Annotated in this window: 14 protein-coding genes; 7 read left to right on the forward strand and 7 right to left on the reverse strand. The window is 41.1% G+C overall.

Annotated features, from left to right (window positions below):
- Window positions 1-2: 2 nt before the first annotated feature.
- The 5 genes from ACN222_RS11990 to ACN222_RS12010 form a co-directional block, all read right to left on the reverse strand.
- Window positions 3-761, reverse strand: a complete 759-nt coding sequence (locus ACN222_RS11990; RefSeq protein WP_010996555.1) for a Uma2 family endonuclease — start codon at window positions 759-761, stop codon at window positions 3-5.
- A 118-nt stretch (window positions 762-879) separates the two neighbouring features.
- On the reverse strand, window positions 880-1,092 hold the full coding sequence (locus ACN222_RS11995) for a hypothetical protein (RefSeq protein WP_010996556.1): 213 nt from the start codon (window positions 1,090-1,092) through the stop codon (window positions 880-882).
- 53 nt (window positions 1,093-1,145) lie between these two features.
- Window positions 1,146-1,439: a DNA-binding protein gene (locus ACN222_RS12000; protein WP_044521352.1), complete on the reverse strand. Its 294-nt coding sequence runs from the start codon at window positions 1,437-1,439 to the stop codon at window positions 1,146-1,148.
- A complete protein-coding gene (locus ACN222_RS12005; RefSeq protein ID WP_010996558.1) occupies window positions 1,432-1,770 on the reverse strand; it encodes a type II toxin-antitoxin system RelE/ParE family toxin in 339 nt (112 codons plus the stop codon). Before ACN222_RS12005 ends, ACN222_RS12000 begins: the two co-directional genes overlap by 8 nt.
- A 21-nt stretch (window positions 1,771-1,791) precedes the next feature.
- Entirely contained in the window at window positions 1,792-2,085 is a 294-nt protein-coding gene (locus ACN222_RS12010) for a DUF433 domain-containing protein (RefSeq protein ID WP_010996559.1), read from the reverse strand.
- 152 nt (window positions 2,086-2,237) lie between these two features.
- Here ACN222_RS12010 and ACN222_RS12015 point away from each other — a divergent pair, with 152 nt between their 5' ends.
- From ACN222_RS12015 to ACN222_RS12035, 5 genes are all read left to right on the forward strand, one after another.
- Entirely contained in the window at window positions 2,238-3,179 is a 942-nt protein-coding gene (locus ACN222_RS12015; protein WP_010996560.1) for a DUF1338 domain-containing protein, read from the forward strand.
- Window positions 3,180-3,612: 433 nt separating this feature from the next.
- A complete protein-coding gene (gene fldA, locus ACN222_RS12020; protein WP_010996561.1) occupies window positions 3,613-4,125 on the forward strand; it encodes a flavodoxin FldA in 513 nt (170 codons plus the stop codon).
- A 144-nt stretch (window positions 4,126-4,269) separates the two neighbouring features.
- A complete protein-coding gene (locus ACN222_RS12025) occupies window positions 4,270-5,022 on the forward strand; it encodes a thioesterase domain-containing protein (protein WP_010996562.1) in 753 nt (250 codons plus the stop codon).
- A 208-nt stretch (window positions 5,023-5,230) separates the two neighbouring features.
- Window positions 5,231-5,686, forward strand: coding sequence for a rhodanese-like domain-containing protein (locus tag ACN222_RS12030; protein WP_010996563.1), 456 nt, complete (start codon window positions 5,231-5,233; stop codon window positions 5,684-5,686).
- Between the two features lie 56 nt (window positions 5,687-5,742).
- Window positions 5,743-6,498 (forward strand): TIGR04283 family arsenosugar biosynthesis glycosyltransferase, encoded by a 756-nt coding sequence (locus tag ACN222_RS12035; protein WP_010996564.1) that lies wholly within the window; start codon window positions 5,743-5,745, stop codon window positions 6,496-6,498.
- Here ACN222_RS12035 and ACN222_RS12040 read toward each other — a convergent pair.
- Together ACN222_RS12040 and ACN222_RS12045 are read right to left on the reverse strand one after the other, a co-directional pair.
- Entirely contained in the window at window positions 6,483-7,223 is a 741-nt protein-coding gene (locus ACN222_RS12040; protein ID WP_231865539.1) for a DUF547 domain-containing protein, read from the reverse strand. The genes ACN222_RS12035 and ACN222_RS12040 overlap by 16 nt on opposite strands.
- Window positions 7,224-7,386: 163 nt before the next feature.
- Entirely contained in the window at window positions 7,387-8,904 is a 1,518-nt protein-coding gene (locus tag ACN222_RS12045) for a phenylacetate--CoA ligase family protein (protein ID WP_010996566.1), read from the reverse strand.
- A 239-nt stretch (window positions 8,905-9,143) separates the two neighbouring features.
- On the opposite strand from ACN222_RS12045, the gene ACN222_RS12050 reads away from it, so the two are divergent.
- Window positions 9,144-10,835 (forward strand): serine/threonine-protein kinase, encoded by a 1,692-nt coding sequence (locus ACN222_RS12050; protein ID WP_044521355.1) that lies wholly within the window; start codon window positions 9,144-9,146, stop codon window positions 10,833-10,835.
- Between the two features lie 71 nt (window positions 10,836-10,906).
- Window positions 10,907-13,021: a serine/threonine-protein kinase gene (locus tag ACN222_RS12055; protein WP_010996568.1), complete on the forward strand. Its 2,115-nt coding sequence runs from the start codon at window positions 10,907-10,909 to the stop codon at window positions 13,019-13,021.
- Window positions 13,022-13,108: the final 87 nt, after the last annotated feature.

The following is a 13,108-nucleotide window of genomic DNA, read 5'->3' on the forward strand; positions in this document are numbered from 1 at the left end:
TTTTAGAGATTATCAGGGTCAATATTCAATTCTCGCAACTTAGCGGCTAGGCGTTCCGCACGTTGCTTTTCTTGTTCCGCGCGTTGTTTTTCCTGTTCCGCGCGCTGTTTTTCCTGTGCTGCCAATTCTTCTGGTGTTGGCACCAACTCCCCTTGTGCTGTAAAGTAGCGTAACTGATTGTCCTGCACACCCAAATGTAAATCTAGCTGCTGACTCCATAACCAACCTTGGGGATTCGCTTCTATCGGTTGGTAATGAGCGTCTACTAAATGAAACCCGGCAAATTCTAAATTATTGGGGTCAAACCAAAAATATTCTGGTGTGCGAAAGATATCTTGATAAATTTGCTTTTTTAAATCTTTATCCGTGGCTTTTGTCGAAGGTGATAGTAACTCAATAATGATATTGGGATACTTACCGTCTTCTTGCCAAATCACCCAACTTTTGCGCGGTTTCTTTTCACATCCTTGCACTACAAAAAAATCAGGGCCGCGAAAGTCCTCTGATTTGAGTTGACGTTGGCTATAATATATTGTCAGATTTCCCGCAGCATAAAAGTCATTGCGGTTTTGCCACCACAATTCTAAGCATTGTAATAACAGAATAATTTGGCGTAGATGTAAATCGCTTTCCAATGGTGGTTCGTGACTTTCAATATCTCCTGGCGGAAATATTATATCTTCTATTGGTTGGTCACTTTCAATATCTCCTGGTGGAAATATTATACCTGCTACTGGTTGTAAATCTTGGGCGATTGACATGACTTAATTGGGGCTAAGGGTGATATGCGAGGATTGGATGCACAGGTGTTATTACTATCATAATCTGGCTGATCTCTAGTTCTCAGCTATGATCGAATCTACTTACATCACTTCCAATTCATTCTCGACGATGCTGCGAAACCCAATCTTGAGCATCTTCACCAAAAAGCGGATAGGAAGCCATACCTTTCAAGTCGCTCCACTTGCGTTTTCCTTGGGCTTGGAAGATGTGTTTTTTTACACGCTCTACTAAATGCCCCATCACTGTTAATTGCTCTTCTGGAGTCAACTGCTCGATTTCGCTGAAAATTTTTTGAAGTGACGGACTCATTAATCTGACCTGATTAATTGCGGTGTATGATCATAAAAATATAAACACTAGAATTATGGCTTTACTGTTACTGCCAAATGTAAACCTAAAGCATCTAACAAAGAATTTAGACTATAAAACTCAATTTCCCCTTTATCTGATAACATTTGGTCAAGTTTATTGTAGAGTTCCTTGACTGGTGTAGAAAGCTGATCCACTCCACCATGTGCTTCTATGACATTTTGGAGTGCTTTACTTAACATTTTTGGGTCGCCTTCTTCTAAAATAACTTCGATATAAGCTGCTGCTTCTAGGGGATTTTGAAGGTCTTGTATCAGTTTTTCATGATAGCTGGTACTTCTAGGCATCATCTCTACTCCTGTAGTCTTCCCAATATTCTTTAGCTTTAGCAATATCTTTATCTTGAGTGCTTTTATCCCCACCACACAAAAGAATAATAATTGTTAATCCTTCCTGCCCAAAGTATATGCGGTAGCCAGAACCATAATCTATTCTGAGTTCAAAAACACCATCACCAACTGATTTGCAATCACCTAAATTACCATTTTCTACTCGGTCTAGTCTTGCTCTGATTTTAGCTTTTGCTTTTCTATCCCGCAGAGAATCAAACCAATCAGAAAAAATATCAATACCATCAAGTCTTAAATAGTTTCTGATTTCTTTTGGTTGAACTTCCATGATAAACTTGAGCAAAAACTGTCATTGTTGATTTAATCTAGCTTTAATAGCAGGATGAACTAATTCATCAGGGAGATGATTGCGTTCAATATATTTATTGATTTCTGATTGATTATCTAAGTAAAAACTCAAAGCATCAAAGACTTGGGCTAAAGTTAAATGAGGTAAATGTAGCGTGATTTCCTCTGGTCTAATACCTAAACGCCAATTTTCAACAATCGCTCTCACAGGTGTTCTAGTTCCTTGAATAATCGGTTCACCTGATAAAATTTCCGGTTGTCTCGCGACATAACGAGAGTTTGTTGTAGCTGTCATACTGATAGAATTTTTGGCAGTATTTGATTTTAATGTATCACAGTCTTAATTTAGAGGCGATGTCTACGCATTTGGATTTACTGCATGGCGTTTAGGTGTAATTTCTCCTGCTGAATGACTAAACTGTGGTTAACCCTCTACAGTTAATTAGTATGACACCGAGAACTGCACTTAATCTTTTTTCATTACTGTGGCAAAACTATAGCGCCAGAGTCACTTACGCCCGCACATATCAACAAATGATTACGTCGGCTGGTGGGACTGTGGCTAATGACCATATTGCCTTTCGATCGCTACGTTTGTCTATTGATCGCCCACAAGGTAAAGTAAATCTGGGAATTGGTTACTTATCCCAAATAGCCGAAGCTTTGGGTTACGAACCTGCGGGAGAATATATTTTTCCCCAAACTCATCTATACGCGCTTCACTATCGCCATCCCCAACAAGCGGAGTTCGATTTACCGAAGTTATTCATCAGTGAATTAATTGTCGATGAATTGCCAGATAAGATTGCTCAATTAATTGTCCAAACAGTATCAACAATTCCCGATAACTTTACCTCTCCTGTTAAATATTTTCATCAAGAAAAAGGCAACGATGAAGTTATCGCCCAACAATTACAAAAAGTTTTCACTCGTCCTTGGTTAACCCCCAGGCGTTCTGTTGTAGAAGAAGTGAATAACATTACTCAATATGGCGCGTGGGTATTATTACACGGCTATGCTGTTAACCACTTTACAGGCTACGTTAATCGCCATCAAACTCCAGAATATGCAGATATAGATCATACTGCCCGTGGTTTGGCTAATTTGGGTGTACCTATGAAGGCAGAAATTGAAGGCGATGTTACCTGGGGTTTGCGTCAAACAGCAACCCAAGCAGTTAAGGAAATGGTAACAGTCATAGATGATATTAGTGGTCAAGAAGTTGAAATTCCTTGGACTTACGCCTATTACGAAGTAGCCCAACGTTATCCCCTACAAGTGGAACCTGGAAAGGAAGCGCTATTTGATGGCTTTCTGGGAAATAATGCCCAACAGCTATTTGAAATGACTAGACTGGCTGAGTGTGATACCGCGAGGATAGGGAAATAATAACCTTGAGAAGGATTGTATGCGATCGCCCACTAAAATTCTCACTTTTGTTCATGTGAATTCGATGACCTCTCCCCAACCCCTCTCCGACGCGGAGAGGGGCTTTTTAAATTTGTCGCACTCACTTTCGTTACAAAATTTAATAATTATTTAATGCAAAATAGTCTCAATAAATCTGATACTATATTTTCAAAGCTTATTGAAATAAATATTCAATAAGTTAACGCCCTTCTCTACGTTTGCGCCTGCACGAAGGCATTTTTATCTACACAGACTAAAAAACTTATTTTTCGTAGTAAGTGTAGTATCACACTTCAGGTTTCGGTGAGTTGAGTTTTCCAACTCACTCTAATCTGTGCTGAGGAAAAATCCCGGTTCCATTGCCTAGTGCATCACGAATATCACTTTGTTTTTCTAAAGATCAGGTGTCATAATGTCAAAGAAAATTGGTTTATTCTACGGTACTCAAACTGGTAAAACTGAATCAGTAGCAGAAATCATTCGAGACGAGTTTGGTAATGATGTGGTGACATTACACGATGTTTCCCAGGCAGAAGTAACTGACTTGAATGATTATCAATATTTGATTATTGGCTGTCCTACTTGGAATATTGGCGAACTGCAAAGCGATTGGGAAGGACTCTATTCAGAACTGGATGATGTAGATTTTAATGGTAAATTGGTTGCCTACTTTGGGACTGGTGACCAAATAGGTTACGCAGATAATTTTCAGGATGCGATCGGTATTTTGGAAGAAAAAATTTCTCAACGTGGTGGTAAAACTGTCGGCTATTGGTCAACTGATGGATATGATTTTAATGATTCCAAGGCACTAAGAAATGGCAAGTTTGTAGGACTAGCTCTTGATGAAGATAATCAATCTGACTTAACAGACGATCGCATCAAAAGTTGGGTTGCTCAATTAAAGTCTGAATTTGGTTTGTAAAAATTTTTCAGTTGACAGATTTAAGCTTCTGTTCAGGTTCCATCGACTTCTTTATAATCAACAGTTTATAGCTCTTACTATGGACTGTTGATTATGAATTATTGACTATTGATCAGTATTAATTCCTAATAATTTGGTGTCTTTATGTCTGATGATCTCGATGTTCTTTGGATAAGTTCTAGTCCTGTATTGCAACGTTTTGATAAACCACTGCTACAGTACATATCGAAAGACGTGAATGTAGCGCAGTGGGAATATCGCCATCACAGAGATGAAGGCAGTTCTATAGATGAAGCGGTAGACTTACTAGCAGAGTTTATGGGGCAGTGTCCTTATCCTGTAAATTTAGCAGGTCATGCGGCGGGTGGGGCGATCGCGCTGAGTTTTGCTCGTCGGTATCCCAAAAAAGTGCGATCGCTCAGTCTCCTGGCTGTGGCTTCCCAACCAGCCAATACTTGGCACGCACACTATTATTTGCAAAGACAACTATTTACCATTAGTCGTGAGCAGATTTTGGCAAATACTGTCCGCAATCTCTTTGGTGAACAACCATCTCATACTACTAAAAAATTAGTAGCGGTTTTAGATAGAGATTTAGAACAATCTCCTTTGTTACATTCTCTTTTCAAGTTAGTTCATTTACCCGAAGGTGGCGTAAATATGCCCCTAATGATATGTGGTAGTAAAAATGATCCTATTGTCTCTTCAACCACATTACAAGACTGGTCAAATTGCTTGAAACCAGAGGATCATCTTTGGGAGTGTCCTAAAGGGCATCATTTTTTTCACTACTTCTATCCGCAAACAGTAGGCGATCAACTGTTAAATTTTTGGCAACTCCGTCATCTACAGCCAATGCAGACTTCTTACTTAGTTTCCCATCATTGGCAAAATTAGTCACACCATGTGCAGCGTTCTCTCAAACCTAAATCTTCATAAGGATTTCCAGAATAAGTTGCACATGGCATGAAATACTTCTTATGGGAAGTACAGGCTTATAGCCAAGATAAGATATAGCTGTCGCCAGTAGTGTTAGGACATCAATAGATGATACAACCTAAACACAAAAAGACTTTTCACCTAGTCCCCAGCTATAATTTAAAAAGTGTATATAATAACTCTAAATTTAATCAAATTTTTAATAAGAATAAAATTTCCTAAGATTAGTCAAATTACGACAACAGAATTTGCTGAATGGCTATCAGATTCGACAAAGCCACAGCCATTGATATTAGATGCAAGAAGCCAAGCAGAGTATACTGTCAGTCATATCAAAACAGCAGTAAATATTGACCCAATTACGCCAGATTTTACGAAATTATTATTAGGTGATAAAAACACACCAATAGTTGTCTATTGCTCGGTTGGTTATCGTAGTGGCAAAATAGCCCAGCAATTAAGAAATCAAGAATTTACTCAGATTTTTAACTTGAGTGGTGGTATTTTTCAATGGGCAAATGAAGGAAGACCAATTTATACAGATGACAAATCACCAACAAAGCTTGTCCATCCCTATGATGTAATGTGGGGAAATCTACTAAAAACTAACTATCGTGATTAATTACTAACCCCCACAGATATTATAGGTATTAAAACAGACGAAACTTATGGAAGTGTATGTCTCAAGTTTCAATTATCATTCCTACCTTGAATGAAGCAGCTAGTTTAGGACGCACACTGCGCCAGCTAACTTTACTTAACCCACCGGCTAAGGAAGTGATAGTAGTAGATGGTGGCAGTGAAGATGAGACAATAGCGATCGCCAAACAAAACTTTGAGTCATTTCGTCAAGCCACGGGTGTACAAGTTATCTTTTGTGAGCGTCGTGGACGTTCTGTGCAGATGAACTATGGAGCGTTATCTGCAACGGGAGATATTCTTTGCTTTCTCCATGCAGATACTTGGGTTCCCGATGACTTAGTTGCTGTCATCGAAAAAACTTTAGCAGAAACAAAAGTTTCCTGTGGGGGATTTATATCTTTAATGACTGGTTCTCAAACAACTCGCTGGGGTATTTCCTTACATAATTATCTCAAAACCTATTACGCTCCCCTATTGTTTAAACCTCACTTATTTTTTCAAGGACTGCGCCTTTTGTTTGGGGATCAGGTGATGTTTTGTCGGCGGAATGATTTTTGGGATTGTGGCGGGTTCAATGAGGAATTACCAATTATGGAAGACGGCGATTTATGTCTCAAATTGGTACAAAAAGGACGTATTGCTTTAGTGAATCGTATCGTTCAAAGTTCTGATCGTCGGGTGGCGCGTTGGGGTAGTTGGAAAGCTACAGCTATTTACCTCTACATCGGGGTTTTGTGGGGGATTGGCGTGGATGCAAATTATCTCAAGCAGTTTTATCAAGATATTCGCTGATTTAGACTCCAGTCGTAATCAAGATAGACTATTGGTGTTGAAGCCGTCAAAGGCGCATCTATTTTCAAGTAGGAGCCGATATATTCTGGAAGCGAGGGCGCAGCCTTGAGAAAATCCTGACGATACCACTTGAAAATTTTACTACAGTAGAGTGTTTGAGTTGAGAAATCATAGCGGACTTTTTCAGGATTATTAATGAAGCGATCGCTATCTTCATCTAACTGTTGCATCACTTGTTCAGGAAAATAAGCGCCTGAGCGCAAGACAGGACAACCAACAGAAGCGCAAACAATAGCAAAATGGATGCGTGGCTCCTGCAATTTACCGCGCAAGATTTGATTCTCGATTTGCGCCAAACTGTAGCGATCGCCAAAAATTTGATAAGCTTTTCTTTGAAAGAACCACAAAAAAGCCAACCAATTGGGAATACCGCGAAATCGGGGCAGAATTGACTTAATTGGATATCGTTCTAAAATTGTCGAAATCGTCAAAGCATTGTAGAGGTTAATCCATAGCGCTAATTGCTCGCTAGTACTGGTGTTAGTTTCTAGACGCAGATGTTTGTAGTTGTGTAACCAGTTAGCTAGTGCATGGGGTTGTTGTGTTTTCCATGCTAGATAGTCTACACGACCATGTTCATCAACATACTGGCAAAGTAGTTCATCCCAAGGTTGAAAGTCCATCATTTTCTGTTGTTGTGGAGTTAGGGAGTGATACCAATTCAAAATTCAAAATTCAAAATTCAAAATTCAAAACTTGTACTGAGCTTGTCGCAGTATTCAAAATTAAGAATCAAGAGATGAAAAGCATTTAGGGCTGTATAACTGTCGCATTCTTTTTTCAAATTGGTATGATTTATCACGCAGAGGCGCGGAGAGAAGGGAAGAATTATTGGCGTGTATAGCGATGTTTTACGCCGATGGGGAAATATTCGCGATCGCCCATTGGCGCTAGGGCTATCTGTGGTGTTTGATATTCTGGGGGGACATAGTTGGCAAATTCACCGTTCAGGCGCAATAGTTGGGTGAGAATTGAGGTGGCTATGGCTTGGCGTTTGTCTTCGCTTTCTTCTACCCCTGGCGCTAATTCTACAACTACGGATAAAAAGCGGTTTTTATCAGCATCTTCTTTTACTTGCAAGACAAATTTACCTGTTACCCATGCTTGAATAACTGGTTGTTCTAAACCGACGGAGATGTTTTCGGGGTAGATATTAGCTCCAAAATAGGAGACTGTAAAATTAGAGCGTCCAAAGACATAGACGAAGGGTAGTTGATTAATTCCTCTGGGGGAGTTGGGAGTAGTAGAAGCAAGCTTTTCCAGGGGATTAAAGCCCCAATTTGTGAGGAATTGAAGCATAGCATCATAACTGATGATTCCACCCGTATCTAAGATGTTGTAGCGGATGAGGGGAACGCCATTATTACCAGAGAACAGCAATTGACCGTCTTGGATTTCAAAAAAGCGGCTAACCGGGTCGTATTGTACCAGCGTAGGTAAACGGGATTCACCAAATAAAGCTTTGGCTGCTTCGGGATTTTGTGCTAAAAAACGGCGAATACAAATACTCAATGGTGTTTCGTTACCCAACACCCCTGCATCGGCTGTACCGTAAAGTGATGCTGAGTCATAACAAGGGTTTTGGGAACCCACTCTTTCCCCAACTAAACTACGCCATTCCTCACTGAATACTTCCCCCGCCATCACCAGTTTAATTTGATAGCGTTGCCACTCTACACCACGGGCAATTCCTGTATCAATCACATCTTTCAGAAATGGCGGATATCCCAACAACACCACCTGGTCAAAATTACCGCCGAGTTCCTGCACTACCCGTAAAATATCTTCCTTATTATTACCCGGTGTAATGACGGTGATGAGGTAGCCTTTACTGGCAAGATAACGACAGCAATTAGTAGTAAACATACCACCAACCCAAGTTCCTAGTGTGAAACAAATCACTGCTAAGGTGCGTCTCGTGTCAGCAGCAAAACTATCGTGAAAAATCTGCTCAAAGCGTGTAGCGATTTGCAGCTCATCAGTGAAGAAACGAGGCCAGAATGTGGGTTTACCTGTGGAACCAGAAGAAGCAGCTATCATATCGCAACCAGACAAATTGCCGTGGCGACACAAATCAGCCAGAGGATAACGAGAAATATAATTATCTTTAGCGATCGCAGGTAATCTGCCAAAATCCTCTAAATTTTGAATAGTCCCCGCATCAATACCTCTCTCTGCTAAAAAAGCCTGATATGCAGGTACATGAGCGACTACATCACGAAATAAACTTAAAACTGCTGACTCATCAGAGATTCCGAGATGCTTTTTCAGCAAAGATTCCAGGGAAGTAGAAACAAAATCTCCCCAAGCCTCAATCACGTCCTTTTTTCTAGATTCTTGATTCATAATGCACCTAACCCCTTCGGGGAATTCAAAATAGCCTACGGCAAGGCTACGCCAACAAAATTCAAAAAAAGTCAGTGGTCATTAGAAACATTGCAGTACAACTTCCTTACATAATATTTCCCCTCTCTCTTACCTGTTCTGTTCCTCGACTTCCCACTCCCCATCTTTAGAGAATATTCGTAAATGCGACTACAGTTGTTGTAGTAATTTAGAAAAACCCTTACCTATCCTTCAGCACCATGCAGGTTTATTGCAGTAAGCAACACGCAAATAATGGCGGTAATCGTTTTTGTACTCACTGCGGTGAGCCTTTACCGCTTGCTGTGAAGCAAGTTGTAGATAATCGCTATCGCATCATACGTCAATTAGGACAGGGTGGTTTTGGACGCACTTATTTGGCTGAAGATATTAAAAAGTCTAATAAAACTTGTGTGCTGAAGGAATTTGCACCCCAAGTAGAACAAAAAGAGGATTTACAAAAAGCCAAGGAATTATTTGAGAGAGAAGCAAATGTCCTCAAGAAACTCCAGCATTCTCAGATTCCGCGTTTTCATGGTTCCCTACAAGCCCAGATTGGTACTAAGGATTTCTTCTTTTTAGTACAAGATTATGTAGAGGGTGATAATTATCTCCAACTTTTAGAACAACGTCAAAGTCAGGGGAAAACTTTTACTGAAGAGGAAGTGATTACTCTATTGCGGCAAACTTTACCGATTTTGATTTATATTCACTCTCAAAATACAGTCCACCGTGATATTTCTCCTGATAACTTGATTTTGCGCCGTTCTGATAATTTACCCGTACTCATTGACTTTGGTGGTGTGAAACAACTACCAGCGTCTCAAGGTTTCTGGTCTACTAAGTTGGCTGGTAATAACACTTTACTAGGTAAAAAAGGTTACGCTCCAGAGGAACAACTACGACAAGGAAAAGTATTTATAAACAGCGATTTATACTCCTTGGCGGTGACGGCTCTAGTCTTACTTACAGGTAAAGAACCACAAAAATTATACGACAGCTATCAGGGGGTATGGCGTTGGGGGAAAGAAATCAACGCCAGTATTCAACTGGAATCTGTGTTAAAAAGGATGCTTGCTTATAAGCCAGGCGATCGCTATCAAAATGCTGCCCAAATCCTCACAGACTTACCCTCACCCTCATCACTTACCAAGCCGCCAACTACCCATCTCACCAAGATTAAAACGATGGTAGTGTCCCCCGGACGCAAGGTAACAGTTCTCGCTAGTAAACTACACAACAAAACTCAAGCAGTGAGCCAAAAGTTACCTTTACCTGTTTGGCTACGTCCTTTCGCTGTGAGTTTTGGGGGAACAGCTTTAGTTGTCTTAACAGGTGCAGGTACTTGGGCATTAGTGAATTCCGTGGTTCGTGGCGTATCTTCAATTACCATCCCTTCTATTTCCTTACCCGAATTACCATCCTTACCCAACCCACTAGCACAACCAGTCACCGACAAAAACAAAACTAGTAACAGTGAAGTTCTCAGTCGTCGTCAACAGCTAGAAATCCCCGAAACATTTTTTATTCAGATGGCAGATAGCTTATTTTATGCTCAAAAGCCAGAATTAAAAGGACGTAGCTTAACATCGAAGCCAGAAGATGCGCCCCTAAGAGATGAATGGCACGCTGTCGCTGGAGAATTTTTGAATAAAATAGAACAAGCGAACCTCAGTACAGCAGCTCGGCGAAAACTGGGAAGCTATACCCAAAAAGATTATGAAACCTGGAGAAGACAAGCACGCTCTGGACAACTGGGAAATTACACAGCCAGCCAACTAAATAAAGACACAAATGAGAAATTTGATCGGTTGTTTCCTGGTCAGCAGCGTGGGAAACTGAATCAACAAACTTTCGGTCAAGTTTGGTATGCGATCGCAGCTGATCAAGTAAGTAAAGCACAATCTAAGTAGGGTAATTGGTAATTGGTGACAACTGACAACTGACAACTGACTATGGACTAATGACGAATGACGAATGACGAATGACTAAATTATATTGTTCAAAAGGACACGAGAATTACCCAGGGACTCGGTTCTGTCTTACGTGTGGTGAGAAGTTAGTGGATAATTTTATAACTCAGAGTATTCAACCGGGGTTAACTTTAAGCGATCGCTATCTGATTGTACGTCAAGTTGGTCAGGGGGGATTTGGGCGCACTTATTTAGCTGAAGATATTAACCGTTTCCGCGAACTTTGTATTTTAAAAGAATTTTCACCCCAAGTTCAAACAGCCTACGTCTTACAAAAAGCAGAGGAGTTGTTTCAACGAGAAGCTAAGGTTCTCCATCAGCTACAACATCCCCAAATACCCCGCTTTCGAGAAATATTTCGTGTCAATCTAGCGGGTAAGGAATATTTATTTTTAGTTCAAGATTATGTAGAAGGGGAAACTTACAGTGGGTTATTAAATCACCGCATACAGCAAGGGTTAAGATTCACAGAAGCAGAAATCCGCCAACTGTTGCAGCAAATTCTCCCAGTTTTGGACTATATCCATTCTCTGGGTGTGATTCATCGAGATATATCGCCAGATAATCTCATTCTTCGCAGTGTTGACAAACTACCAGTATTGATTGATTTTGGTGGTGTCAAACAAGTAGTAGCCGTTGTTGCATCTCAATATTATCAACCGGGTGTAGTTGCATCTCCTCCAGCCGCTACCCTACTAGGTAAAGTGGGATTTGCACCACCAGAACAGATGCAAACTGGAAATGTCTCTCCCCACAGTGATTTATATGCTTTGGCGGTCACGGCAGTAGTTTTACTGACTGGAAAACAACCCCAGGAATTACTTGATACATATAATTTATCTTGGAATTGGCAACGAGAAATTAGCCTTAGTCCCATTTTGGGGCAAGTGTTAGATAAAATGCTGGCGGCTAGACCAGGCGATCGCTATCAGTCAGCCCAGCAAGTCTTACACGCACTTAACCCAGCACCAACCAATTACCCGCCTACCCAAGCCCCCACTCCTACCTCCGTTCCCATACCACCACCTGTTCCTACACCCGATACAATTGCTATTGCCCCATCTCTCCCCACTCCCACCATTTCCCCAGCACCTCAAAGAAAAAACTGGTTGATACCAACCGCCGCACTCTTATTAGTCGGTACGGCTGGCTTAGTTTGGTTAGGGATGAGTAACAGCGATCGCCACTCTATCTCCGTTGAACCCACTCCCACACCCACAGAGACACAACCCACCAACCCCCTAGATAAATACTCCCCCACAGAACGACGACGCAAACAAAGATTGAACGATCGCCGTCAACAGTTGGGTATAGATTTTAACTTTTATATTAATGTAGTTAATCAAATTTTCTGGGACAGAAACCCCAGTGAACGGGGACGCACCCTCAGCGATGGGGCAGAAGATGAAAACTTACGGGCAGAATGGGATGCAGTCGCCGCCGAATTGTTAGATAAACTCAAACCCCTGAGTAATAAAGCTAGACGACAACTAGGTACTTATACTGCCGCAGAACGCGATCGCTGGAAAGTAGAAGTTAATCAAATCAACGTTGGTAGCCGTTCTTTATATGATTTAGGTGATGCAGCCTTCTTCAAAGCATTTCCTGAACAGAAGGGCAAAAACTTTATTGAGCAACCAATTGGACAAGTTTGGCAAGCCTTTGTTAGTGATAAACTGAGTGCGATCGTTGCGGGTAGCGCCTTTCAAAAAATTGTCTTTGATCCAGGCGCTATAAATAAAACAGTCAGTGGCACTCTCCAGCCTGCTGGCGGTAAAGTTTTTATTGCTGACTTAGCTCAAGACCAATCTCTAGAATTGCAGCTAAAAGCCAACCCTAAAGTTTTATTGTCTGTATATTCCCCCTCAGGAAAAACAATATTTTTAGAAGATTCTGAAAAACGTAGTTTATCAACTGAACTCCCAGAATCTGGATTTTATGAGTTCGTTGTCGTGTCTACTGCGTCCACATCCGCAGATTATCGACTCACCCTCACAGCAGAAAATCCCACCCCACCACCAGAACCTACGCCTACCCCCAGCGAAACCCCCACACCTACCCCTACACCTACCCCAAGTGAAACGCCCACAGAAACACCCACGCCTACACCAACAACTACACCGTAATACCAATTCAAAATGTAGGGGTTTAAATCACCGTTACAACACCTAAAAAGCGAATTGCGTTGGCGTTAGCCTTGCCGTTCGCGGTAG

It is taken from the genome of Anabaena sp. FACHB-595, from assembly GCF_048568275.1.
Lineage (GTDB): Bacteria > Cyanobacteriota > Cyanobacteriia > Cyanobacteriales > Nostocaceae > Trichormus.

What these genes read in the sequence shown, in the direction of transcription:
- ACN222_RS12035 (WP_010996564.1), top strand. Translation starts at nt 5,743, where the DNA reads ATGTCTCAAGTTTCAATTATCATTCCTACCTTGAATGAAGCAGCTAGT.
- ACN222_RS12050 (WP_044521355.1), top strand. Translation starts at nt 9,144, where the DNA reads ATGCAGGTTTATTGCAGTAAGCAACACGCAAATAATGGCGGTAATCGT.
- ACN222_RS11995 (WP_010996556.1), bottom strand. Translation starts at nt 1,092, where the DNA reads ATGAGTCCGTCACTTCAAAAAATTTTCAGCGAAATCGAGCAGTTGACT.
- ACN222_RS12045 (WP_010996566.1), bottom strand. Translation starts at nt 8,904, where the DNA reads ATGAATCAAGAATCTAGAAAAAAGGACGTGATTGAGGCTTGGGGAGAT.
- ACN222_RS12000 (WP_044521352.1), bottom strand. Translation starts at nt 1,439, where the DNA reads ATGCCTAGAAGTACCAGCTATCATGAAAAACTGATACAAGACCTTCAA.
- ACN222_RS12005 (WP_010996558.1), bottom strand. Translation starts at nt 1,770, where the DNA reads ATGGAAGTTCAACCAAAAGAAATCAGAAACTATTTAAGACTTGATGGT.
- ACN222_RS12015 (WP_010996560.1), top strand. Translation starts at nt 2,238, where the DNA reads ATGACACCGAGAACTGCACTTAATCTTTTTTCATTACTGTGGCAAAAC.
- ACN222_RS11990 (WP_010996555.1), bottom strand. Translation starts at nt 761, where the DNA reads ATGTCAATCGCCCAAGATTTACAACCAGTAGCAGGTATAATATTTCCA.
- ACN222_RS12010 (WP_010996559.1), bottom strand. Translation starts at nt 2,085, where the DNA reads ATGACAGCTACAACAAACTCTCGTTATGTCGCGAGACAACCGGAAATT.
- fldA (WP_010996561.1), top strand. Translation starts at nt 3,613, where the DNA reads ATGTCAAAGAAAATTGGTTTATTCTACGGTACTCAAACTGGTAAAACT.
- ACN222_RS12025 (WP_010996562.1), top strand. Translation starts at nt 4,270, where the DNA reads ATGTCTGATGATCTCGATGTTCTTTGGATAAGTTCTAGTCCTGTATTG.
- ACN222_RS12055 (WP_010996568.1), top strand. Translation starts at nt 10,907, where the DNA reads ATGACTAAATTATATTGTTCAAAAGGACACGAGAATTACCCAGGGACT.